The sequence below is a fragment of the Butyricicoccus sp. AM32-19 genome, assembly GCF_003480365.1.
In the GTDB taxonomy this organism is placed as follows: Bacteria; Bacillota; Clostridia; order Oscillospirales; family Butyricicoccaceae; genus Agathobaculum; species Agathobaculum butyriciproducens.
In genome coordinates this window covers 155,602-180,240 of sequence record NZ_QUIX01000001.1, presented here as the reverse complement: position 1 = coordinate 180,240, position 24,639 = coordinate 155,602, and the positions used below count along the sequence as shown (strand labels likewise).

The following is a 24,639-nucleotide window of genomic DNA, read 5'->3' as shown; positions in this document are numbered from 1 at the left end:
AGCATACCGCAGCTGGGCAAAAATTGCAAGCAAATAAAAAATCGAACATTTGTTCTTGACAAATTTGGATTTTGCTCCTATTCTATGGCTCATCGAAAGGAGGTGAGGCCATGTGCAGCGAAAACGAAAAGCCGGATCGGCTGATCCGCATGCTGTACGACATCGCGGACGATGCGGAAGCACCGGCGAACAGCCGGCTCAGCGCGATCAAGGAAATCCTCGACCGGACGGTCGGCAAGGGCGTGATGCTTGGCGACGAGCAGACCGAAGCTCAGCCGGTGGAGATCGTGTTTCGGATCGTAGACGATACGAATTCCCCGTAACACGGCGGCAGGCAGCGTTCATGCAGTCGGACACGCTCGAAACACTGTTCGGCGGCGCGGCAGGCGGCGGCAAAAGCCACGGTCAGCTGCTCGATGCTTTGCGGTTTGCGGTTTGCTATCCGGGTTCACGGCAGCTCATGCTGCGAAGGACCATGCCGGAGCTGGAGCGCTCGCTTGTACCGGCGGCTTTGCGGCTGTATCCGCAGTGCATTGCAAAGTACAAGGTGAGTGAGCACCGGTGGGATTTTGCAAACGGTTCGGCGCTGGAATTCGGGTACTGCGACGCGGAAAGCGATGTGACCAAGTACCAGAGCGCGGAATACGATGTCATCCGGTTCGATGAGCTGACACATTTCACCGAAAGCCAGTTCACCTATCTGCTGTCGCGTATCCGCGGCACGAACGGATTCCCCAAGCAGGTCAAGGCGACGACCAATCCCGGCGGTGTCGGTCACCAGTGGGTGAAGAGCCGGTTTATCGACTCCATGCCGCCGGACACCGTGCGCGAGTTCGACGGCGGCACGCGGCTGTTTCTGCCCGCAAGACTGGGTGACAACCCGTTTCTCCGCAAGGCGGATGCAGGCTACGAGAAACGCCTGAAGCTGCTCTCTCCCACCGACCGGAAAGCACTGCTCGACGGCGTGTGGGAACTGAACGAGGGGCAGTATTTCAGCGAATTTTCGCGCGACCTGCATGTTGTAAAGCCGTATGCCATCCCGCATGACTGGCGGCGCTGCCTGACCATTGACTACGGTCTGGACATGCTGGCAGCGCTATGGATTGCGCAAAGTCCGGACGGACACAGCGTGGTCTACCGCGAACTCTACCGTCCGGGACTCATTATTTCGGATGCAGCGACGCAGATACTTGCCTGTGAGACGGCCGGAGAACACATTGACTGCCGTCTCGCGCCGCCCGATCTGTGGAACCGACGGCAGGAAACCGGCAGAAGCGCGGTAGAACTGTTCGCGGACAGCGGACTGGATTTTGTCAAAAGCAGCAATGAACGCGTCGCCGGATGGCTGGCGCTGCATGAGCTGCTGCAGCCGCGCAAGGATACGGATGGCACCGTTCGTCCCAGACTGACGATTTTCGACACCTGCCGCAATCTGATCCGCACGCTGCCTGCGCTGCAGCACGACAAGCGCAATCCGTCCGACACAGCGAACACGCCGCACGAGCTGACCCATGCGCCGGATGCGCTCCGCGGGTACGCCGCGACCGTTTATGAGCCGGTTAAGGCGGTCCCCCAGTCGGCGTATGACTGCGAAGTAGGAGAATTTCTCAGGTTTTGAGTGAAAGGAGGCATTATGGAAATTTTATGTTACGCGCTGTCTGCGGCGGTACTGGTCCTGACCGGTGCAATCATCTCCGGCGGTGTGGTTCTGCCGCGACGTTTGCCGAAGGAGCACACGGCAGAATCTACGCCGGAGGATACGCTCAGCCGCGATCTGGCGGCGCTGATGAACTACGGACGAGAGGAGGACAACGATGAAATTTGATCCGTCACCGACGGCAATCTGGAAGAAATATGAGCGCGACCGCGACTACAAGCGCTCGATCGGTTTATACGACCGTGTTCGGCGCAACGAGGCGTTTTACCTCGGCAGGCAGTGGGAGGGTCTGCGCGTGCAGTCCCTCGACCCGCTGATCTTCAACGTGCTGCGCCGCTGCGTCAACCTGTTTGTGTCCATGCTGGTCTCCGACGATGTGGCGGTACGCGCCCAGCCGTTTGACATGGATGAGGACGGGCGGCAGACCGCGCATGTGCTCGAACGCGCGTTTGCATCCGCGATCGAGCGTTCGGGTGTCAAGGCACTCGGCCGCCCGCTGCTGAAAAACGCCTGTGTGGACGGTGATGCTTGCTTCTACATGCACTTTGATCCGGCTCTTGAGACCGGTCAGGCGGTCAAGGGCGATATTGCGGTGGAGCTGATTGATTCCACGAACATCTGCTTCGGCAACGCCGCCTGCGATGAGGTACAGCGCCAGCCGTACATTATCATTGCCATGCGGCGCGACGCGGACGAGGTGCGCCGCGAAGCGCGTGCCAACGGCATCTCCGCGAGTGACGCGGAAGCCATTCGACCGGATGATGTGGGCGAGTACCACCGTTACCGTACCTCGAGCGACGGCGAGCGCGTGACCGTACTGCTGCATATGCGCAGGACCGAGAACGGCATTGCCTTCTGCAAGACCACGCGGAATGCCGTTGTCATGCCCGAAAAGGTGCTTCCCTATCGGCTGTATCCGGTGACGCATCTGTGTTGGAACCGCGTGCGCGGCTCGTGCCACGGCGAAAGTCCACTGACCGAGGCCATTCCGAACCAGATCGCCATCAACAAGCTGTACTCGATGTACGTCCAGTGCATCAAGCAGGTGGCGTTCCCTAAGATCGTGTACGACATGACGCGGTTCCCGAACGGCTGGTCGAACGACGTCGGCAAGGCAATCGGCATGCGCGGCAACCCGAACGACGCCATCGCGGCGGCGTTCCGCGCACCGGATATCTCGGCACAGGTGCTGCAGCTGCTCAAGCAAATGATGACCGATACCGCGGAACTCATGGGCGCAAGCGAAGCCGCACTCGGCACGGTCAATCCGGACAACACCTCGGCAATTATCGCGGTGCAGAACGCAACGGCGGCTCCGCTCGAGCTGACAAAAATGGAGTTCTACCGCTTCACTGAGGACTGGGCGCGCATTTTCCTCGATATGATGGGCGCGCACTACGGCGTGCGCACGCTCGTTCTGCCGAATGAGGACGGCGGCGAACCCGAAAAATGCACGTTCGACTTCTCCGCACTCGCCGGACAGGACATGCGCCTGCAGGTGGATGTCGGCGCGGCAAGCTACTGGTCCGAAACCATGCAGACGATGACAAACGATCATCTGCTGGAGAGCGGCGTTATTTCCGACCCGCTCGTATATCTGGAAAACGTACCGGATTATCAGGTACGCGGCAAACACGACCTGCTGCACGCACTTCGCGTACAGCGACAGCAGCAAAAGGAGGCAAACAGTAATGCAGAAAACAGCAATGAATCCTAATCCCGAGCAGGAAATGGCGGTCAATCCGTTCGCACAGGAGCAGACGGCGGAAATCCAGCCGCAGGAAAATGCACAGACCTATCCGGTCGAGGTGGACGGCGATATCGTCGAACTGACGCTCGAAGAGCTGATTGACGCAGCCGCACAGGGACTTTCCAAGCGCAACGCGTACATCCGCCGTAATCGTGCGGCAAACGCCATGCCGAACGGCCAGATCTACGCCGCATTCGTCGAGGAATATCCCGATGTCCGTCCCGAGGACATTCCGCAGCAGGTATGGGAGTGGGCGCAGCAGGAAGGCTCGCTCGTGTCCGCGTACCGCAAGTGGGAGATTGCCGAGCTGAGAGACGAACTGGCAGCCCTCGAGATGAACCAAAAGAACCGCCGTGCGGCGGTCGGTCCGGCGCAGTCGGACGGGGAACCCACGGGAGCAGATCCGGTCACCCTCGCTTTGCTCGGCAAGTAACATTCTCATTACTTCACGATTTAACATTTATATAGGAGGTAAATTTTTATGGCTATCAATCTCGCAAGCAAGTATTCCGACCAGATTGCGGAGGTATTCACCCGTGCGTCCTTCATCAAGGGCAAAACCGCGGAGACGTATGACCTGACCGGCGTGAAAACGCTCAAGGTTTACACCCCGATCACGGTGGAGGAGGTCGATTACGACCGTGACGGCGGTCTCAAGCGTTACGGCGATGTGACTGAAATGCAGGACGTGGTGCAGGAACTGACCATGACGCAGGACAAGGCATTTACCCTGACCATCGACAAGGGCAACAACCTCGATCAGAATCTGGTCAAGAATGCCGCCGACATGCTGCGCCTGCAGCTGAACGAGAAGTCCACACCGGCGGCGGACAAGTACGCATTCAAGCGCTTTGTCACCATGGCGGGCAGCATTGTGGAAAGTGCAAAGCCGACCAAGGCGAATATCATCAGCAAGATTGCGGATGCATCGCAGGCACTTGACGATGCGCTTGTGCCGGACGACAACCGCTATCTGTACCTGACCAGCGAAATGTACAAGCTGGTGTGCACCTCGGACGAGTTTGCCGGTGTGGACGTGCTAGCGCGTCAGTCCATCGCCAAGGGCGTGTGCGGCGAGGTATTCGGCATGAATGTCGTCCGCGTTCCCAAGAGCTATCTGCCGGAGGACGTGTACTTCCTCGTTGCACACAAGGATGCCGTGCTCATGCCGTACAAAATCGCAGATGCCAAGGTGCACGAGGACCCGGTCGGCGTGTCCGGTGCGCTGATCGAGGGCCGTCACTACTACGACGCGTATGTGCTCGGCGCAAAGTGCGGCGGCGTGTATGCACTGGTCGATGAGGACTGCCGCTCGAGCGCACCGACCATCAGTCAGGGCAAGATCACCGCGTTCGGCAAGGTGCGCTACACCCTGGACGGCTCGGATCCGCGCTACTCGGATTCCGCGAAGGATTATGTTGCCGGCACCGTGCTGACGCCTGAAACCGGCTGCAAGATCCGCGCATATTGTGTGCAGTCCGGCGCGTATCCGTCCGAGGTAGCGGAAGGCTAAATTCAAATAGCAGATAAGAGTTAGGAGTGAGGAGATAGGAGTTTTTCTTCGTTTACTCCTCACTCCTTCTCCTAACTTCTCACTGTATCCAATGAACCCATCACAAAGGAGGTAACCCTATGACCGGAACCGAATGCTTTCGTGCAGCGCTGAATATTTTATCCGAAACGCCGGACAGCGGTGTGTATTACGAGCAGTTTGCGCTCGGTGCGCTCAACCAGCTGTTAGCGAACAGCCTGCGCGAGATGAACGCGGAACGTGCGTCTGACGGCAAAGACGTGCTGCTTGTGCCGCCGCGCATGACGGCGCTGACCGAGGAACTGCCCGCCGGTGACTGGCTGGCGCGCGAATGTTTTCCGTACGGACTGGCGGCGCTGCTTGTCGCGGATGACGACAAGGCCAAGTTTAACTGGGCGGCAACCGAGTACAGCGAACGCCTGCTGAGTCACTGTCCCGCGCAGTTTACCGCCGTGCAGGAGATGATTTAATGCGAAGCTACGAATTCCCCTATCCGGAGACCGAGCAGCAGACTGTGGTCAGCCGGTTCGGCGGCATCGACTGCCGCACGCATCCGACTAAGGTGTCTCTCTCCCGCTCGCCGGATATGCAGAACATGATCTGCGACCAGAACGATTTTCTGGTAAAGCGCACCGGATGGCGCACACAGGCGCAGTTTAACGCACCCATCTACGGGTTATTCGCCATGCCGGATGGTGTGGGCTGTGCCGTTCATGCGGGTGCGAAGCTGTATTTTCGGACACAGGACGGCACGCAGACCGAGCTGTGCGCGGACATGAACGAGGCGTTTTCTCAGTCGTTCACGGTGAAGGGTGTACTCTACCTGATGGACGGCAAAACCTATCGTGCGGTGCGCAAAAGCAGCAAAAACACGGTCTGGGAAGCCGTTCCGGTATCCGGCACGGCCTATGTGCCGACCACGACCATCTCTGCGGCGCCGACCGGCGGCGGCACCAGCTACGAGGCAGTAAATCTCTTGACGCCTAAGCGCATCAACACCTTTATCGGGGACGGCACGGCGACCCAGTTCAAGGTGGACGCGACCGACCTCGACGAAACAGCTGTTACAGCTGAGGTCAACGGCTCGGCGGTTACCGTTTCGGCGGTCAACCGCTCGACCGGTCTGGTGACGCTGGCCTCTGCTCCGGCAAACGGAAACGGACTGGCGAATGTGTCCATCGCGTTTGCCAAAACCGTCAGCGGACACGCGGACAAGATCAACAAATGCCGCTTTGCCGGTCTGTACGGCGGCAAAAACGACACGCGCGTATTCCTCTCCGGCAACCCGGACGAGCCGGACTGCGACTGGCAGAGCGGCCTATACGACCCGACCTACTTTCCGGACACCGGCTACACTCGCATGGGCACGGACGCATCTGCGATCGTCGGCTATCTCAAGCAGTACGAAAGTCAGGTCGTGGTCAAGTCCGGCGGCGCACAGGAGGCGACCAGCTATCTGCGCACCTACATGATGGCAGATGACGGTTCTGCGCTGTATCCGCTCAAGCAAGGTGCGCAAGGTGAAGGCGCGATTTCGAGCCGCTGCTTCGCCGTGCTGAACGACCTGCCGCTGTATCTCTCGGCAAGAGGTGTGCAGGGCGTGTACGGCACCGCCGTTGCCGAACAGCGGACGATCCGCTCGGTATCCGATGCCATTGTGCCGAAATTATCGCAGGAGGCCGACCTCCAAAACGCCTGTGCGGTGGTATTCGAGGGCAAATATTATCTGGCAGTGAACGGACACATTTATGTCGCGGACGGCTCTCTGACCGAGGAAAACGGCGATCCGGCGTGGTTTTTCTGGGTGAACGTGCCTGCACAGTGTCTGGCGGTGCTGAACGGTCATCTGTGGTTCGGCACGGCAGACGGCCGACTGTGCCGTTTTGCCAAAAGCGAGGAGGAGCACGCCTATCTTGATGACACGGCGGCGATTGCCGCGTACTGGCGCACGCCTACCCTGCCCTTATCCGACTGGAGCCGCTTCAAGACCGTGCGGGATGTGATTCCGACGCTCATGCCGCATTCCCGCTCGGGCGCGACCGTGCAGTACGAGAACGAAAACGGTGTCCAGCTTGCGCTTTCCCGCAATATGGACCTGTTTTCCTTCCGCACACTGGATTTTTCGCGGTTCTCCTTCCGGTGCATTCCGGGTGCGGTGACGTACCGTACCCGCTGGAAGCAGCACCGCAGTCCGCTGTTTGCCGTGCGCATCGGCAACGACCGGCCGGATGAGCCGTTTGGTCTGCTCGCGCTCACCATCCGCTGGACACAGGGTCAGACCGTAATTTAGAAAGGAGGATTCCCCTTTGGCAATCATCAAATCAACTTCCACACGCCGAACATCAACGATAAAGTCAACCACATCCAAGTCCACTTCGACTAAGACGGCGACAAGCAAATCGACGTCGAGCAAGTCCTCCGGCACGCTCAATTCCAATGGCTACCGCGACAATTTTGACTACTCGGCGGCGATTGCCGGCACGACTGATTCAGCGAAACGCCAGCAGCTGCTGAGCGAACGCCAGAACAAGATTGACTCGCTCGGTCTCGGCGGCAAGGTTGCGTCCAACGACGCGGTTTCGACATGGAACGGCAGCTACCGTCCGTACTCGGTTTCAAGCACAACAACCGGTGCAAACCGCGTCAGCAGCCTGTATGACGCGGCGGAAAATGCCCGTTTCAAGCGATTTGAAACCGCCCGCAGCCGCATTGCAAAGCAGCTGGAGAGCAATCTCGCGTCCATCGAGAACGACTACGCCGCCGGTATGCGTCAGACCGATATCAATGCCCGACAGTCCGCAGTGAATAACGAGGAAAAGCTGGCGGCGCTCGGACTTAACATGGGCGCACGAGGGCAAGCGACCACCAGCGGCATGGCAGAGACCAGCCGTATCGCGGTGGACAACCGGTACCGCAGCGACCTGAATGCGCTCGGCCAGGCGCGTCTGTCCGCGCGTGCGGCGGCGCAGAATGCTGCCGATGAGCAGACCGCAGCCGCCGAGAGCAGCTACTATACCGCATCGGAAAATGCAGCGCTCCAGCAGGCACAGGCGGCGCTGAGCCAGTTTAACGCCGACCGCGATTACGGCTTGTCCGTAGCCGGTCTGACCGGCTTCCTGAACGGCACGCCGACGCTGAACTGGCGCAATTATCAGCTGAATGTCAGCAGTGCGGCGGCGAATGCACAGACCCGTGCCTACGAGCAGGCGCTTGAGCGCTGGAAAACCAGCGGCTACGTACGGCAGGGTGACGCGGCGATCCTCGGTGTGCCTGCCGGAACGCCGACCGCCGATGTCAGCTACAAGAACGCAGCACTTGCGCTGCAGCGATGGAAGAACGGCTACGGCGGTTGATTTTCTCAAGTCGCGTCTATCCGAAAAAATAAATCACCTCTGCACACAAGGTGCAGAGGTGATTTATGATAAAGAAATGAAAATGTGAGCAATTTTATCCAAAACAGCCAGATTCCCCGTTTCAGCACAGAGAATTCGCTATGTTACTGCAGTTATGATAGCACAAGTTTGTCCGTCCGTCAACCCAAGCGCAAGAATTTACTATATATTCGCAAGAAATTTCTATATAAAAAGGCTCAATCATTATATCAGAAATCCTTCATCCCACAGCTTTTATGATTAAGCCATAAAAAAACCGCACGCAAAAGCGTGCGGTTTTCTCATATTGCAGTAACGGTAAGGACGGAGACTTACTTGTTCTTCAGGTTGAAGAAAGCCTTCTTGCCCAGGAACTGTGCAACGTCCTCGCCCAGCTCTTCCTCGATGCGGAGCAGCTGATTGTACTTTGCAACGCGGTCGGTACGAGACGGAGCACCGGTCTTAATCTGGCCAGCGTTCAGTGCAACAGCGATGTCAGCAATGGTAGCATCCTCGGTCTCGCCGGAACGGTGGGATACAACTGCAGTGTAGCCAGCGCGGTTAGCCATCTGGATAGCATCCAGGGTCTCGGTCAGGGAGCCGATCTGGTTAACCTTGATCAGGATGGAGTTAGCAACGCCAAGCTCGATGCCCTTGGACAGACGAGCGGTGTTGGTTACGAACAGGTCGTCGCCAACCAGCTGGATCTTGTCGCCCAGAGTCTTGGTCAGCATAGCCCAGCCTTCCCAGTCTTCCTCTGCCATGCCGTCCTCGAGGGAGATGATCGGGTACTTCTCAGCGAAGTTCTTCCACATCTTAACCAGCTGCTGCTGAGTCAGCTTCTTGCCGGACTTCGGCTGGATATAGCACTTCTCCTCGTCGTTCCACCACTCGGAGGAAGCAGCGTCGATCGCGATCATGAAGTCCTCGCCCGGCTTGTAGCCAGCTTCTTCGATTGCCTGAACGATAACCTTCAGAGCGTCCTCGTCCTTCTTCAGGTTCGGAGCGTAGCCGCCCTCATCGCCTACACCTGCTGCCGGAGTGCCGTTCTCCTTCAGGGTGGTCTTCAGCTGATGGAATACCTCTGCACAGCGGCGCAGAGCCTCGCGGAAGGACGGAGCGGAAACCGGCATGATCATGAATTCCTGAATCTCAACGTTGTTGGTAGCGTGTGCGCCGCCGTTCAGGATGTTCATCATCGGCATCGGCAGGGTCTTAGCGTTGCAGCCGCCGATGTAGTTGTACAGCGGCAGGCTCAGAGCCTCTGCAGCAGCCTTGGCAACAGCCAGGGATACGCCGAGGATAGCGTTTGCGCCGAACTTGGTCTTGTTCGGGGTGCCGTCAGCCTCGATCATAGCCTTGTCGATTGCCTGCTGGTCGAGAGCATTCATGCCGATAACAACTTCAGCGATCTCGCCGTTTACAGCGTCAACAGCCTTGAGTACGCCCTTGCCGTTGTAGCGGGACTTGTCGCCGTCACGCAGCTCGCAAGCCTCGAAGATACCGGTGGAAGCACCGGACGGAACAGCAGCGCGGCCCATGTATGCGCCGGTGTCGCCCTCAACGTAAACCTCAACCTCAACGGTCGGGTTGCCGCGGGAGTCCATAACTTCGCGGCCGATTACATCAACAATTTCAATGTAGCCCTTCATAATTCTTTCTCCTTCTTATTATAAAATAAAATGGTTGGCTAACTAAACAGCAAAAATCACATTTTTGCTGCGCCGCGCGCACGCGGCGATAAAATTCCCCATAAAAGTCCAGCTCTGCCGGACTTTTATACCACTGCTTCGGGACACGTGTCCCGAACCGTCTTTGCCGTGCAAAGATGAGGGGGATATCCGAAAAAGTTTCCTTGGGAACTTTTTCGGTATCTAAGGGGGACAGCGTCCCTCTTAGATGCTCACTTTACAAGCAGCGAGTGACCTGTCATCTCCTCCGGCTGCTTGAGACCCATCATATCCAGCATGGTGGGAGCCAGATCAGCCAGTACGCCGCCTTCTGCCAGCTTGCCCTCGTGGCCGATCATTACAAGCGGCACCGGATTAGTGGAGTGTGCGGTGAACGGAGTAACACCATCGGCATCGAGCATCTGATCGACGTTGCCGTGGTCGGCAGTGATCAGGCACTGGCCGCCCATCTTGAGGATGGCATCAACGACCTTGCCTACGCCGTCATCGGTGGCCTCGATAGCCTTGACTGCAGCCTCGAATACGCCGGTGTGACCTACCATATCGCAGTTTGCGAAGTTGAGGATAACAACGTCGTACTTGCCGGACAGGATGCGCTTTACGCACTCCTCGGTAACGGCAGGCTCGCTCATCTCCGGCTGGAGATCATAGGTTGCAACCTTCGGGGACGGAATGAGGGCGCGATCCTCGCCCGGGTACTCCTTCTCAACGCCGCCGTTGAAGAAGAACGTAACGTGTGCGTACTTCTCGGTCTCGGCAATGCGGAGCTGGGTCATACCCAGATCGGAGATATATTCACCGAACGTGTTCTTCAGGCTCTGCGGCTTGAAGGCGATCTCCACGCCCGGAATAGTAGCATCATACTGCGTCATGCAGACGTAGTGGATCTTAGGCTGTACGCGCTCAAAGCCGGTGAACTCCGGATCAACGAATGCACGGGTGATCTCACGCGCACGGTCGGGACGGAAGTTTGCGAAGATGATCGCGTCGTCGTCCTTGACGGTCGCGCCCTCGGTAACGATAACCGGAACAACGAACTCGTCGGTTACGCCGTTTGCGTAGGACTGCTCCATAGCCTCGTGTGCGGTAGCAGCGTGCTCGCCTTCGCCGAGTGCGATAGCGTTGTACGCCTTCTGTACACGATCCCAGCGGTTATCACGATCCATTGCGTAGTAACGGCCGGATACGGTTGCGATGCAGCCGACCTCGACAGCGTCGATCTTGGCCTGCAGGCGGTCGATATACTCGATACCGGACTGCGGCGGCGTGTCGCGGCCGTCCATGAAGCAGTGGAAGCAAACCTTGCGCAGACCATTGCGGCGTGCCAGCTCGAGCAGCGCAAACATGTGGTCAATGTGGGAATGCACACCGCCGTCAGACAGCAGACCGAAAATGTGCAGAGTGGAATCGAACCACTTGCACTGGTTGATCGCGCTCATCAGAGCCGGATTCTCGAAGAAATCGCCGTCCTGGATGGCCTTGGTGATGCGGGTCAGCTCCTGATATACAATGCGGCCTGCACCGATGTTGGTGTGGCCAACCTCGGAGTTGCCCATCTGGCCGTCCGGCAGACCAACGTCCAGACCGGATGCACCGATATAGGTGAGCGGGTTCTCTGCGAAAATCTTATCGAGATTCGGCTTTTTAGCAGCCTCGATGGCGTTGCCCTTGGTCTCCTCGCGGTGACCGAAGCCGTCCATGATAATCAGAGCGGTCGGCTTCTTCGGGCCCTCTGCCTTCTTGGCAGCAGCGGCGGCTGCCTTGGGCTTGCGGCCGCGCTTTGCTGCCGGCTTTTTCTCCTCGGCAGTCTTAGCAGCGGTCTTGCGAGTACGCTTTGCCGCCGGCTTTTTTGCAGGAGCCGGATCTGCCAGAACATTAACCGGTGCGGAAGTCTTGATCTCGACTACCTCTACCTCCGGCATGCCCGGCATAGTGGTTTTTTTCATACTGATAAAACTCCTTTACAGAAGCGAACGATAAGAGAATAAAAGGGGACACGATATGCACCATGTCCCCCTCCGCAAAACGGTGAGGGAGCGTTTCCCTTTCCCGTATCCTTATCTTACTGGTTAGCTGCTTCTACGATGGTAGCGAAGTCAGCGCTCTTCAGGGAGGCACCGCCGATCAGGCCGCCGTCAACGTCCGGCTGAGCCAGCAGCTCGGAAGCGTTCTTCGCGTTCATAGAGCCGCCGTACTGGATGGTGATGCCGCGTGCAGCGCGTGCGCCGTACTTCTCGCGCAGGCAGTCACGGATAGCGGAGCAAACCTCGTTAGCCTGCTCTGCGGTAGCGGTCTTGCCGGTACCGATTGCCCAGATCGGCTCGTAAGCGATGACAACCTTCTTAATGTCCTCAACAGCTACGTTCTGCAGAGCGATCTTGATCTGCTTGCGGATAACTTCCATGGTAACGTCCTGCTCGCGCTCGGTCAGAGACTCGCCTACGCACAGGATCGGGCGCAGACCGTTCTCGAGAGCGACCTGAACCTTCTTGCCGCAAGCCTCGTCGGTCTCGTTGAAGTACTGACGGCGCTCGGAGTGGCCGATGATAACGTACTTAACGCCCAGCTCCTTGAGCATGTCAGCGGAGATCTCGCCGGTGAAAGCGCCGGACTTCTCGAAGTGCATGTTCTCAGCGCCGATTGCAATCTTGGAGCCCTTAGCAGCCTTTACAGCAGCCTGAATATCGGTAAACGGTACGCAAAGAACCATCTCGCACCACTTGGTCTTGGACAGGAGCGGCTTCATCTCTTCGATCAGAGCCTTAGCCTCTGCCGGAGTCTTGTTCATCTTCCAGTTGCCGGCGATAATGGTCTTACGATATCTGCGATTCATGTTGGTTTTACCCCTTTCAAACATTCGGACGGACTTTTCCGTCTTAAATCTTTATGTATTTATACGGAGCGCTCAACAGAACGCGCTCCGATATAAAGCGTTCCTAATGGACTTACTTGTCCTGCAGGCATGCGATGCCCGGCAGCTCCAGACCCTCGAGGAACTCCAGAGAAGCGCCGCCGCCGGTAGAGATGTGGGTCATCTTGTCAGCAAAGCCCAGCTTCTCAACAGCAGCTGCGGAGTCGCCGCCGCCGATGATGGAAACAGCCTTGCTCTCAGCGATTGCCTTGGCAACAGCCTTGGTGCCGACTGCGAAGGTGTCAAACTCGAATACGCCCATCGGACCGTTCCAAACAACGGTGCCTGCGTCCTTGACAGCCTCGGAGAACAGCTCTACGGTCTTCGGGCCAATGTCCATGCCCATCATGTCAGCCGGGATCTTGCCAGCCTCGTATACGACCGGAGCAGCGTCCGCGCCGAAGTGATCTGCACAAACGGTATCAACCGGCAGGAGCAGCTTAACGCCCTTGTCAGCAGCCTTCTTGAGCAGGCCGAGTGCCAGCTCGATCTTGTCTTCCTCACAGAGAGAGGTGCCGATCTCGCCGCCCTTTGCCTTGGAGAAGGTGTAGGCCATGCCGCCGCCGATGATGATGGTGTCGCACTTGTCAATCAGGTTCTCGATAACGCCGATCTTGTCGGAAACCTTAGCGCCGCCCAGGATTGCAACGAACGGACGAGCCGGGTCGCTCAGAGCCTTGCCCATGATGGAGATTTCCTTCTTGATCAGGAAACCGCATACAGCCGGCAGGTAATCTGCGATGCCTGCGGTGGAAGCGTGTGCACGGTGTGCGGTGCCGAATGCGTCGTTGACGTAAATGTCAGCCATGTCAGCCATAGCCTTTGCCAGCGCAGCGTCGTTCTTGGTCTCGCCCTTTTCAAAGCGAACATTCTCAAGCAGAACGACCTCGCCCGGCTTAACCTCAGCGGCCAGCTTCTTAGCATCCTCGCCTACAACGTCCTTTGCCAGCTTGACTTCCTTGCCAAGCAGCTCGCCCAGACGCTTAGCGACCGGAGCCAGCGAATACTTCATGTTTACTTCGCCCTTCGGACGGCCGAGGTGCGAGCACAGGATTACAGCAGCGTTGTGATCCAGCAGGTAGTTGATGGTCTCCAGCGAAGCACGGATGCGCTTGTCGTCGGTGATGTTGCCGTTCTCGTCCTGCGGTACGTTAAAATCGCAGCGGGCAATTACCTTCTTGCCGGATACGTCGATATCCTCAACGCTCTTCTTGTTATACTGCATAAATATCCCTCTCCTTTAAGATGTATTATAAAGTTACGATAAGGAACAAAAGCACGAACTTATTACTTAAATAATTCCGTTTCCAATACAGAATTATACTCGTAATTCGTGTCATTCGCAAGCAAAATTGTGAAAATCATCACATTCCAACTCGCTTTTAGAGGATTTTTGCGTTTTTCGCCAAAAAGTTGCGAAATATTAAACAACATTCACAATTTTTGCATCAATCCCGCGGCGTTCCATAATACGCTACAGCCATCGCCAGCGGACCAGTATTTGTCAGAACCGAAGGACCGATCGCTACGCGTTCCACATCGCGGAATCCAATTTCGGTACGCAGACGCTTTTCCATTTCATCCAGACGCTCGGCGGGTACGTCGCCGTAGAGCAGGATAGCCGTCTGCTTATCCGGCTGCACCACACGGGCGGAGACTTTTTTGCTCATTCCGGCAACGAGTGCCTTCTCACCGCGCACCTTGTCACACACCTTTACCGCACCGTCATACACATGGCTGATGGGCTTGAGACCGAGCGCCTCACCCACGAAGGCCGCGCCGCCCGAAATACGGCCGGACTTCTTGAGGAACTTGAGGCTGTACACACCGAGGTAGGCTTCCACGCGGTTAAGACGGCTTTTTACCACGCTGACGATCGCGTCAAAGCTCTCGCCCTGCTCACGCATTTCGGCAGCCTTGACAACAATGTGTCCGTAAATATAGGTGTATGTCTTGGAGTCGATGACCTCGATGGTCATTTTGCCCTCACCCTGCTCCTCCTCGAACATGGATTTTGCAAGGCAGGCCGCCTGATAGGTACCCGAGCCGCCGCCGTTGATGAGCACTGCCAGCAGATGCGTGCAGCCGCGCTCAAATGCACGGTTGTAGGACTCGAGGAATACGGTCGGCGTAGTCATGGCCGTGCCGGGAATCTCGCTGCTGGTCTCGAGCAGCCTGCAGTAGTCCTCAGATGTGATGTCGTAATATTCGCGGAAGCTGCGTCCCTCATGCGTCAGCATGATCGGAACGATCTCAATGCCGTGCGCCTCTACCAGATCGTGCGGAATATCCGATGAGGAATCGGTCAAAATATGAATCTTTTCCATTCTTTACTCCTTTATGCCTGCGGAAACGGTCCCGCAAGTCTCAGATTTTCAAAGCCGGTCTGCCGCAGTGCCTCAAACACAATAACAGCGACCGAGTTAGACAGATTAAGGCTGCGCGCGCCCTCTCTCATGGGAATGCGGACGCAGCGTTCCGGGTGCTCGATGAGCAGCGCTTCCGGCAGACCGCGGGTCTCTTTGCCGAACATCAGGTAGTCGCCGTCGCAGTATTCCACCTCATGATAGGCGTGCGGTGCCTTTGTTGTCGCATAGAAGTAGCGGCCGTCCGGATTTTTCTCAAAAAATTCATCCAGATTTTTATACATACGCACATCGAGCAGGTGCCAGTAATCCAGACCGGCCCGCTTCATGCGCTTATCGTCGATAGCAAAGCCGAGCGGCTCGACCAGATGCAGCACACAGCCTGTCGCCGCACAGGTGCGGGCAATGTTGCCGGTGTTCTGCGGGATCTCCGGCTCGACCAAAACAATGTTGAGCATACTTTCGCCTCATTTACGAACTAAACTTCTTCTATTTTATGCGATAACACCGTATTTTTCAAGGTATATTCCCATTTTTCCGCAAAAAAGTTTCCTCTGAACACAAGATTCAGAGGAAATTTTCATGCACTATACTAATTTTTGATGATTTTGAACGAACGGCACATATCTTCAATTACTCAATATCCGCATAGACGCCATAGATATAGCCTTCCGCTGCGGCCTGCTCATCGGTCAGCACTTCGCCGGTAAGGCTCGGACCGGACGTATCGTCCTTGTATTCCACGCCCAGCTTGCCGGTGTGCAGCGTCATCGAGCGGGTCTGCTCCGAGCCGTCAGTAAAGGTGATGGTGACGGTCAGCTTTGCGCCCTCAAAGCCGTCCACAGCCTTGTGCCACGAATCCTGCAGATCGTCATCCGTGGTTTCCGGCTGGCTGGGCAGCCACAGACCGTAGCTGGTGTCCGGGTCGTACGCGTCGGTGAAGCCGTTGTCCAGCTTCCAGCACAGGTCGGCGTACATATGCATCTCGTCACTGCCCCAGACCATGATCCTGTCGGCACCGTCGAGTTCGGGGTTCGTGCCCTGATGCATCGAGCGCACCCACTCGTTACGGTCGGCCGATGTATCCTTGACGGTTTTCATGCGGTAGACTGCGCCCTTGTCGATGGTCGCAGATACGGTTTTGATATTCTCGCCGGTCACCTTGAACAGACAGCCGGAGTAGAACCCCTTTTCCGGATCGTCTGCGCCGCTGCCGGTGTCGAACACGATCTTGCTGTCCTTCGGCTGACGCAGCTCGCCGGTATCGGCGGCATAGGCTGCAAAGCCGAATGTGTGATTGATGGCGTCCGCTACGGCTGCACTGCCGGTCTGCGCGGTGCCATTATGCGTGCGATACACAGCCGTGCCGCCCAGCACAATACCGAATGCGCAGGCTGCCGCCAGAAGGCGCTTTGCCATTCCCCACGGATGGCGCGGCACCGCATGCAGCGGTTCGTTCGTCAGCTTACGCGCTTCACGAGCTGCTGCCAGCGTGCGCTCCTTCAGCTCCTGCGGAGCCTTGATGTCCTTCAGTTCGTTCCAGTTGTTCTTCATCGTAAGATCCCTCCAAATCCAGCTTTAATTGCTTTCTTGCGCGATGCAGCCGCGTGCGTACCGTTGCCGGACGGCAGCCGACCATTTCCGCGATCTCCTCTGTGCGGTAGCACTCCACATAGTGCAGCCACACCGCGATTCGCTGATCGTCCGGCAGTGCGTGTACCGCCTGCCACAGCTCACTGCTGCTTTCCGGTTCCGGAGCGGCAGCATCCGCGGCAGCTTCCATCGGTGCAGTGCGCTTAAACCACGCCGACCGGCGAAGATCGGCGCACCGGCTGAGCATTACGCGCAGCAGCCATGCTTTCAGATGCTCGGTGTCGCGGAAATCGGTGTCGTCCCGCAGCAGCCGGAGAAAGACTTCCTGATAGACGTCCTCTGCGTCCGCGCGGCTGTTCAGTCTGCACAAAGCTAAGCGATAGACCGCGTCGCCGCAGGTGTCCATCGCCTGCTGCAGAAATGCGTCCGACCTGAGTTTTGTCTGCATTGCTCTCTCCTCCTTTCACCAACAACACGCTTTGCAGCGGCAAATCGTTCCCGCTGCCGTCGGATTTTTTGAGATTTCGGCTTGTTTTCCCTTCGTTTTGTGTTCCCCTACAATTTACAGATGTTATTTTTGTAGTATATGCACAAAAACTTTTGCATTTTCTCTGGAACATTAAACAAAAAATCTATTGCATTTTTATCTAAAACGACTATAATAATAATTGTTCTAAGGAACACAACAAATCGACAATAACCAACAACCACATTGGTTTTTATATTTTATTTGCTCTCTTTTTTTCTTTTTTCTTTCTTTACTCTTTACCTGCTCTTTGAGGGAAAATCGCCGTCTGATTCATCAGGCGGCTTTTTTCCGCCTTGCGGCAAAAAAGCTGCGGTTTAACCGCAGCTTTCAGTCTGTCGATACAGTCAATCTATCGTTTTTACTTTTCGTGCGGCAGCATGCATAAAATAGAATTTGCACAGCAAATTCATAATTCCCGAGGGCGTGTACCTCGGGAATTATACAAGGGACGAAAAATTGTGCCCGTAGGGCGCGGCTTTTCGTCAAGATTCGATTGAAAGCGTGGTTTCAATCGAGAGGCTGCTCGAAAAACGGAGTTTTTCGACAGCCTCTAAGCTGCGGTTTAACCGCAGCTTTTTTAGTTTGTTCCGACAGTATGCGTTACAGTGCTGCCTGTGGTATCATACGGATACAGGGTATTCAGAGCCGCCGCAAGCGCCGGACTCTCCAGCGTATACCATCTGTCCTTGCCATGTAGTTCTGTTTTCAGCAGCAGCAACTCTTCCGAATCATTCCTGCACAGAAAAAGCATATAATCTGCTTCCGCGCTGTCTATTTGCACTGCAACGACGCACGGAATCCTGGTATTCGTGCCGTACGGTGTCCATCTGCCCGGAAAGCGCCGCTTGCCCTTACTGTCTGCAAGCAGCTGCACGATCGTCTCCCGATTTTCCGCAGAAAGTGTAATTTCTTCGGACGGGAACGCATAGTTATAAATCGTTTTGCTCGTCACCGGCGTATAGCTGTACGCCTTCCACGAAAACGAATCATCGACTGCACAGCCGATCTTCCGTGGTGCAAAGAATATGCCATAGATCCCAACCGCACAAAGCAGAAGGAGCAGCGCCGCTGTCACTGCACATTTGACCGATTTCTTCATATTGTCTTCCTCCCGATTCTCTATCCTTATTCTTGTACCTTGATGATACCGAACGATCCCTTGATTGTCAACCAAATTGTTCCCTGAGATACAGAAAGGCGGTACCGCTATGCAGCGATACCGCCTTTTCTTATTTCTCTTTAAAAAATTCTCTGGTCTGCTGCACATTTTCCTCGATGGCGGTCTTGAGCGCCTCCACCGATTCAAACTGCATTTCCGGACGCAGGAACTTATGCAGCTCCACATGGATCATCTTGCCGTACAAATCGCCCGCAAAGTCGAGCAGATGCGGCTCGATGGTCGGTGCACCGCCGTCTAAAAATGTCGGCTTTACACCGATATTGGTCGCTGCGATATAGCTCTGTCCGTCCACCAGAACGCGGGTTGCGTACACGCCGTACGGCGGCATCGCCATTTCGGTCGGCAGACGCAGATTGACCGTCGGCACCTGCAGCACGCTTGTGCCGACACGTCGTCCGTGCTCCACAATACCGGAAACCGTATACGGATGACCGAGAAACTTAGCCGCACCTTCCATATCGCCCTGCGAAATCAGCTGACGAATATAGGTGGAGGACACCACAATGCCGTCAATCTTGACATCCTCGATGCAGTCATAGCCGATGCCAGCCTTTTCGCACTCGATAGCCATGCCTTCTGCGTTGCCCTGCCCCTTATAGCCGAAACGGTTATTGCGCCCCGAGATGATCCAGCCCGCATTGAAGCGACCGATGAGCAGCTTGTGGATAAAATCGCGCCAGTCCATGTGCTGCATTTCATGGTCAAAGTGGCCGAAAATAACCTCGTCCACACCGCCGAGCTTTTTGATCTCCTCGGTGCGATATGCATTTGCGGTCAGCAGCGGCACCTGACGGCCCATGACAACCGAATCCGGATGCACATCAAACGTGAAAACCGCACTCGTGCCGCCGATTTGCTTGGCACGCTCGACCGCACGCTGCATGAGCGCCCGATGGCCCAGATGCACGCCGTCAAAGTAGCCGAGCGCGATGGCACGTGGCTTTGTAACTTCTATCATAAGGGAATCCCCCTGAAAAAATTGATAATTGAAAATTGAGAATTGAGAATGAATGCGGCGCTTCGCGCTTATTAAATCATCGCGCAAGGCGCGATACCTTCATTATCCATTTTCCATTTTCAATTCTCCATTTCTGTTTGTATGCAAAAACTTATCGGAAGTTTTTGTATACAAACAGACCCAAACCGCCCTTATCCAGCTCTCTCACCTGACCGAGCATGAGGAATTTATCCTGATGGTACACACGGCAGATGGTATCTGCGGTTTCCGGCAGGCTGTCGGTCTGGCGCGGAAATACGACTGCGCCTCTCGCAATGCGCTCTGCGCCCTCGTCGGTGAGCGAAACGGCGGGTCTATCGGTAAACAGGCTGTCGGTCGGCAGCAGAAGCTGCTGCATGGTGCCCTCTGCCATTGCCTGCTCACACTCGGCAAAGGTATGGCACTGCGCCAGCTCATACGCGCCCGAACGGGTGCGCTCCAGACTGTGCAGCACGGCCAGCGTGCCCAGCTTTTCGCCAAGGTCATTGACCAGTGTGCGGACATAGGTGCCCTTGCTGACCTTGCACCGCAGCGTGCCCTTCTGGGCATTCTCATCGAAGTCGAGCAGGTCCATTTCGTGCACAATGATATCGCGTGCCGGACGCTCGACTTCCCTGCCCTTGCGGGCCAGGTCGTACAGCTTCTGGCCGTTCACCTTGACCGCCGAGTACATGGGCGGCACCTGCTGCTGCGGACCGATAAAGCGCCGCACCATCTGCTTTACTGCGTATTCCGCGGCATAGCGTTCGCTGGTCTGGAGCATTTCGCCGGTGACATCCTGCGTATCTGTGCAGTAGCCGAGCGTAAACCCGGCAACGTATTCCTTATCCTGCGCTGCGGCAAAATCGGCCGCCTTGGTCGCACCGCCGACAAATACCGGCAGAACACCGGTCGCCATCGGGTCCAGTGTGCCGCCGTGACCGATCCTGCGCGTATGCAGAATGCCGCGCAGCTTGGCTACCACGTCATGTGAGGTAAAGCCCTGCGGCTTGTTCATCAGCAGGATGCCGTTCAGGTCACTTTGCTGCATGAAACTGCTCCTCTGCCGCCTTCAGCATAGCAGCCTTGGCTTCCGCCATGCGGCAGGTGAAGCTTGCACCTGCCGCACGGACATGACCGCCGCCGCCGACCTTCTTGCAGATAGCAGCCGCGTCCATCTCCTTGGTGGTGCGGACGGAAACGCGAACCGTACCGTCCGGCTTCTCGGTCAGCGTGATGCCGATCTGTACGCCCTCAATCTGGCGCGTGAGCGATGCAATCGAGTCCAGATCGTCCATATCCGCGCCTGCATGGTCGATATCCCTGCGCCAGAGCACGGCAACCGCGATCGCGCCGTTCTCGTGGAACTCCATCGTATCAAATACAATGCGCTCCATCTCAAAACGCGGACGCGATTTGGTCTCAAACAGCACGCGGTTGATCTCACCGCCGTCGATACCGGCAGTCAGGCAGGCCGCCGCTACCGCATGCGAATGCGCGGTCGTATTCGAGAACTTAAAGCAGCCCGTATCGGTCGAAACACCGATATAAATGCACTCTGCAATGTCGGCCGTGAACTTAACGCCGAGCGCGGTCAGCACATCGTACAGCACCTCGGCACAGCCGCCTGCATCCGGCCGGATGAGGTTTTTTTTGCCGAAGCCGTCGTTCGAGCCGTGATGGTCAATGACCAAATCGACCTTGCCCTTGTACGGCTCGGCCGTGTCCGGAAACAGCTTCTCCTCAGCGATATCAGTCGAAACCACATACGCCGGAACGAAATCCTCCGGCGGATAATACGGCACGATCAGCGGCGCATAACGCCTGGTAATCTCCGGATTTTCCAGAATATATGCGCGCTTGCCAATCTGCTGCAGACCGCGGCAGAGCGCACCGGCACAGCCTGCCGTGTCGCCGTCCGGTCTGCGGTGAGTCAGGATGAGAATGTCGTCCGCTGCCTGCAGCGCAGCAGCAGCGCCAGCAACGTCAACGATCATTCTGCGTCCTCCTCTCCCAGCTTGCCTTCATTTTTCAGCTCGTGCAGCACCTCGGAGATGTGTGCACCGTGGGTGATGGACTGATCCAGCTCAAATACCAGCTCCGGCGCGTAGCGCAGCTGTACCTTGTGGCCAACCTCGCGGCGCAGCCAGCCTGCCGCAGACTTCAGGCCCTTCATCACGTCCTTGGTCTGCTGCTCGCTGCCGAGTACGGAAATATAGCACTTCGCATAACGCAGATCGTTGGTAACATCGCAGTGTACCACGGAAACCATAGCCTCCTGTACACGCGGGTCCTTAACAGAGCGCATCGCCTCTGCCAGAGCCTTCATCACTTCTTCGGAAATACGATCAATTCGAGTAGACATAACTTTCCTCCTTTGAGGATTGATTAAAATCTGCTTGTACAGAAAATGCGATAAGCATTTTCACACGCACCGCAGTGCGTGATTCAATCCCCCATAAAAGTCCAGCTCCGCCGGACTTTTATACCACTGCTTCTGGACGCGTGTCCAGAACCGCCTTTGCCATGCAAAGGCGAGGGGGATATCCGCCAAAGTTTCCTCGGGAACTTTGGCGGTATCTAAGGGGGACAGCGTCCCCCTTAGAAGAAGCGGTTTTACCGCTTCACTTCTTCCATAACAAAGCACTCAATGATATCGCCTTCCTTGATATCATTGTAGTTCTCGATGCTCATGCCGCACTCATAAGAGGTTGCAACTTCCTTCACATCGTCCTTGAAGCGCTTGAGGGTATTCAGGTGGCCCTCGTGGAATACGATGCCGTCACGGACTACGCGAACCTCAGCGTTACGCTGAATCTTGCCGTCCTGTACATAGCAGCCTGCAACCGCACCTGCGCCGGTGATCTTGAACACCTGACGAACCTCTGCGTGGCCGAGAACAACTTCCTTGAACTTCGGCTCGAGCATGCCCTTCATGGCCTGCTCCATCTCCTCGATGGCATCATAAATAACGCGGTACATACGCATATCAACGCCCTGCTGTGCAGCGGAGTCGGTAGCGGTGCGGTCCGGACGAACGTTAAAGCCAACAATGATCGCGCCGGAAGCGGCAGCCAGCATAACGTCGGACTCGTTGATGGCGCCAACGGCACCGTGGATAACGCGCACGCGAACCTCTTCGTTGGTCAGCTTCTCGAGAGAGGAACGAACCGCCTCGACAGAGCCCTGAACGTCTGCCTTGACGATGATATTCAGCTCCTTCATCTCGCCCTGCTGGATGGAATCGAACAGGTTATCGAGCGTTACCTTGTGGAACAGCTTGTTGCGCTCTTCCTTCTCCTTGTCCTTGCGCTGCTCAACCAGCTCACGAGCCATCTTCTCGTCGTCTACGGCGTCAAAGATGTCGCCTGCACCCGGAACCTCAGCCAGACCGATAATCTCGACCGGAACAGACGGGCCTGCGGACTCAATCTTCTTGCCGTCGTCGTTGGTCATTGCGCGAACGCGGCCGACAGAGGTACCCGCGATAACGGTATCGCCTGCATGCAGGGTGCCGTTCTGTACCAGAAGGGTTGCAACCGGGCCACGGCCCTTATCCAGCTTTGCCTCGATGACGGTACCGTGCGCCTTGCGGTTCGGGTTTGCCTTGAGGTCAGCCATTTCAGCGGTCAGCAGTACCATTTCGAGCAGGTTGTCAATGCCCTGACCGAACTTTGCGGAGATGTTGCAGACGATGGTCTGACCGCCCCATTCCTCCGGTACCAGTTCGTACTCGGTCAGCTGCTGCAGAACACGATCCGGGTTTGCACCCTGCTTGTCGATCTTGTTTACGGCAACGATGATCGGCACGTTTGCTGCCTTGGCGTGGTTGATCGCCTCGATGGTCTGCGGCATAACGCCGTCATCGGCTGCTACGACCAGAATGGCGATATCGGTTACCTGCGCACCGCGTGCACGCATGGAGGTAAACGCAGCGTGACCCGGGGTATCGAGGAAGGTGATCGGCTTGCCGCCAACCTCAACGCGGTATGCGCCGATGTGCTGGGTAATGCCGCCGGCCTCGCCCTCGATGACCTTGGTCTTGCGGATCGCGTCGAGCAGAGAGGTCTTGCCGTGGTCAACGTGACCCATAACAACAACGACCGGATCGCGCGGCTGCAGCTCTTCTTCCTTGTCCTCGTGCTCATCGAACAGCTGCTCCTCGATGGTAACGTGTACTTCCTTCTCAACCTTGCAGCCCATTTCCTCTGCAACGATGGCTGCGGTATCGTAGTCGATCACCTCAGAGATGGACGCCATAACGCCCAGCTTGATGAGACCCTTGATAACATCCGCTGCGGTGCGCTTCATACGGGAAGCCAGTTCACCGACGGAAATCTCCTCCGGAATCATTACCTTAACCGGAATCTTCTTAAGTGCTGCCATCTGCTGCTGACGCTGCAGGCGGCGCATCTTCTCCTGCTCCTCCTGACGGCGCTTGTTGCCGAACGGCTTGGAGCGCTGGTCAGACTTCTTGGTCAGCTTCTGCTTCTTGCTGCCCTTGGACTCCATTCGCTCGGCCTTTGCGTCAACCAGCTTATCTACATGATCATCATATTTTGCAAGGTTTACGTCGCCGGTGCCGCGGGTGTCAATGCGGTGAACCTGCTTTACCTTGCTCTGTGTCGGCTGCTGCTGCACGATAGGCTCCTCTCTCTTGGACTCGGTCTGCTGTTTGGTTTCCGCCTTGGACTGCTCCGGCTTCTTGCGGGATGCGCCCTGTGCGTTCAGCGTACCTTCCATGTCACTTACTTGATTATGCTGGGTGAGATACTCGAAAATGACCGACAGGTCGGTATCGTCAAGCACCTGCATGTGATTCTTCGGTGCAGAGCGATACTTCGTCAGGATTTCGGTGATCTCCTTGGTGGATACGCCGAAGTCCTTTGCGACCTCGTGTACCCGATATTTATTGTCTAATGCCATGGGCAATAACCTCCTTACACACTTCGTTCAAAACCACGGTTTTGAACGAGAGAGGACGTACCGAACAATGTTCGGATACGTCCAAAGCTGCGAAAAGTTCCTCCTGTGTCAAAACTTTTCTCCGCTCTGGTATCAAATGCACGGGCAAAGCTCGCACA

The 24,639-nt window shown here is 56.4% G+C and carries 23 protein-coding genes; 9 read left to right on the top strand and 14 right to left on the bottom strand.

Going from position 1 to position 24,639, the window contains the following annotated elements; translation table 11 throughout:
* Positions 1-110: 110 nt before the first annotated feature.
* From DW806_RS00830 to DW806_RS00790, 9 genes are all read left to right on the top strand, one after another.
* Positions 111-323 (top strand): hypothetical protein, encoded by a 213-nt coding sequence (locus DW806_RS00830; protein WP_118728809.1) that lies wholly within the window; start codon positions 111-113, stop codon positions 321-323.
* Between the two features lie 20 nt (positions 324-343).
* Positions 344-1,618: a phage terminase large subunit gene (locus tag DW806_RS00825; RefSeq protein WP_118728808.1), complete on the top strand. Its 1,275-nt coding sequence runs from the start codon at positions 344-346 to the stop codon at positions 1,616-1,618.
* A gap of 15 nt (positions 1,619-1,633) precedes the next feature.
* Entirely contained in the window at positions 1,634-1,825 is a 192-nt protein-coding gene (locus DW806_RS00820) for a hypothetical protein (protein WP_118728807.1), read from the top strand.
* Positions 1,815-3,374, top strand: coding sequence for a hypothetical protein (locus tag DW806_RS00815; RefSeq protein ID WP_118728806.1), 1,560 nt, complete (start codon positions 1,815-1,817; stop codon positions 3,372-3,374). Before DW806_RS00820 ends, DW806_RS00815 begins: the two co-directional genes overlap by 11 nt.
* The gene (locus DW806_RS00810) at positions 3,349-3,840 is read left to right on the top strand and encodes a hypothetical protein (RefSeq protein ID WP_118728805.1); all 492 of its coding nucleotides are present in this window, start codon (positions 3,349-3,351) and stop codon (positions 3,838-3,840) included. The genes DW806_RS00815 and DW806_RS00810 overlap by 26 nt, the downstream gene beginning before the upstream one ends.
* 48 nt (positions 3,841-3,888) lie before the next feature.
* Positions 3,889-4,920: an FN3 associated domain-containing protein gene (locus DW806_RS00805; RefSeq protein ID WP_117751069.1), complete on the top strand. Its 1,032-nt coding sequence runs from the start codon at positions 3,889-3,891 to the stop codon at positions 4,918-4,920.
* 119 nt (positions 4,921-5,039) lie between these two features.
* Positions 5,040-5,408, top strand: coding sequence for a hypothetical protein (locus DW806_RS00800; protein ID WP_110435363.1), 369 nt, complete (start codon positions 5,040-5,042; stop codon positions 5,406-5,408).
* Complete coding sequence (locus tag DW806_RS00795; RefSeq protein ID WP_118728804.1) at positions 5,408-7,228, top strand: hypothetical protein; 1,821 nt, start codon at positions 5,408-5,410, stop codon at positions 7,226-7,228. Before DW806_RS00800 ends, DW806_RS00795 begins: the two co-directional genes overlap by 1 nt.
* Positions 7,229-7,244: 16 nt before the next feature.
* Positions 7,245-8,291: a hypothetical protein gene (locus tag DW806_RS00790; protein WP_118728803.1), complete on the top strand. Its 1,047-nt coding sequence runs from the start codon at positions 7,245-7,247 to the stop codon at positions 8,289-8,291.
* Between the two features lie 350 nt (positions 8,292-8,641).
* Here DW806_RS00790 and eno read toward each other — a convergent pair whose 3' ends face one another.
* The 14 genes from eno to infB all read right to left on the bottom strand — a co-directional run bounded on the left by eno (position 8,642) and on the right by infB (position 24,481).
* Positions 8,642-9,961, bottom strand: coding sequence for a phosphopyruvate hydratase (gene eno, locus DW806_RS00785; RefSeq protein WP_117489732.1), 1,320 nt, complete (start codon positions 9,959-9,961; stop codon positions 8,642-8,644).
* 251 nt (positions 9,962-10,212) lie between these two features.
* Entirely contained in the window at positions 10,213-11,946 is a 1,734-nt protein-coding gene (gene gpmI, locus DW806_RS00780; protein ID WP_279220761.1) for a 2,3-bisphosphoglycerate-independent phosphoglycerate mutase, read from the bottom strand.
* Between the two features lie 116 nt (positions 11,947-12,062).
* On the bottom strand, positions 12,063-12,833 hold the full coding sequence (gene tpiA / locus DW806_RS00775) for a triose-phosphate isomerase (protein WP_110435367.1): 771 nt from the start codon (positions 12,831-12,833) through the stop codon (positions 12,063-12,065).
* 112 nt (positions 12,834-12,945) lie between these two features.
* Entirely contained in the window at positions 12,946-14,136 is a 1,191-nt protein-coding gene (locus tag DW806_RS00770; protein WP_118728802.1) for a phosphoglycerate kinase, read from the bottom strand.
* A 223-nt stretch (positions 14,137-14,359) separates the two neighbouring features.
* Positions 14,360-15,238, bottom strand: coding sequence for a DegV family protein (locus DW806_RS00765; RefSeq protein ID WP_116704728.1), 879 nt, complete (start codon positions 15,236-15,238; stop codon positions 14,360-14,362).
* An 11-nt stretch (positions 15,239-15,249) separates the two neighbouring features.
* Positions 15,250-15,735: a tRNA (uridine(34)/cytosine(34)/5-carboxymethylaminomethyluridine(34)-2'-O)-methyltransferase TrmL gene (gene trmL / locus DW806_RS00760; protein WP_116704729.1), complete on the bottom strand. Its 486-nt coding sequence runs from the start codon at positions 15,733-15,735 to the stop codon at positions 15,250-15,252.
* A gap of 175 nt (positions 15,736-15,910) precedes the next feature.
* A complete protein-coding gene (locus DW806_RS00755) occupies positions 15,911-16,831 on the bottom strand; it encodes a hypothetical protein (RefSeq protein ID WP_118728801.1) in 921 nt (306 codons plus the stop codon).
* Positions 16,752-17,318, bottom strand: coding sequence for an RNA polymerase sigma factor (locus DW806_RS00750; RefSeq protein ID WP_118728800.1), 567 nt, complete (start codon positions 17,316-17,318; stop codon positions 16,752-16,754). Before DW806_RS00750 ends, DW806_RS00755 begins: the two co-directional genes overlap by 80 nt.
* A 658-nt stretch (positions 17,319-17,976) precedes the next feature.
* The gene (locus DW806_RS00745) at positions 17,977-18,498 is read right to left on the bottom strand and encodes a hypothetical protein (protein WP_110435373.1); all 522 of its coding nucleotides are present in this window, start codon (positions 18,496-18,498) and stop codon (positions 17,977-17,979) included.
* Positions 18,499-18,628: 130 nt separating this feature from the next.
* On the bottom strand, positions 18,629-19,537 hold the full coding sequence (ribF, locus tag DW806_RS00740) for a riboflavin biosynthesis protein RibF (RefSeq protein WP_110435374.1): 909 nt from the start codon (positions 19,535-19,537) through the stop codon (positions 18,629-18,631).
* A 151-nt stretch (positions 19,538-19,688) separates the two neighbouring features.
* Complete coding sequence (gene truB / locus DW806_RS00735; protein ID WP_118728799.1) at positions 19,689-20,606, bottom strand: tRNA pseudouridine(55) synthase TruB; 918 nt, start codon at positions 20,604-20,606, stop codon at positions 19,689-19,691.
* Entirely contained in the window at positions 20,593-21,552 is a 960-nt protein-coding gene (locus DW806_RS00730; RefSeq protein WP_118728798.1) for a DHH family phosphoesterase, read from the bottom strand. Before DW806_RS00730 ends, truB begins: the two co-directional genes overlap by 14 nt.
* Positions 21,549-21,920 carry a 30S ribosome-binding factor RbfA gene (gene rbfA, locus DW806_RS00725; protein WP_110435377.1) on the bottom strand — a complete coding sequence of 124 codons (372 nt, stop codon included), beginning with the start codon at positions 21,918-21,920 and terminating at the stop codon, positions 21,549-21,551. Before rbfA ends, DW806_RS00730 begins: the two co-directional genes overlap by 4 nt.
* Positions 21,921-22,171: 251 nt before the next feature.
* Positions 22,172-24,481: a translation initiation factor IF-2 gene (gene infB / locus DW806_RS00720; RefSeq protein WP_118728797.1), complete on the bottom strand. Its 2,310-nt coding sequence runs from the start codon at positions 24,479-24,481 to the stop codon at positions 22,172-22,174.
* Between the last annotated feature and the right edge of the window lie 158 nt (positions 24,482-24,639).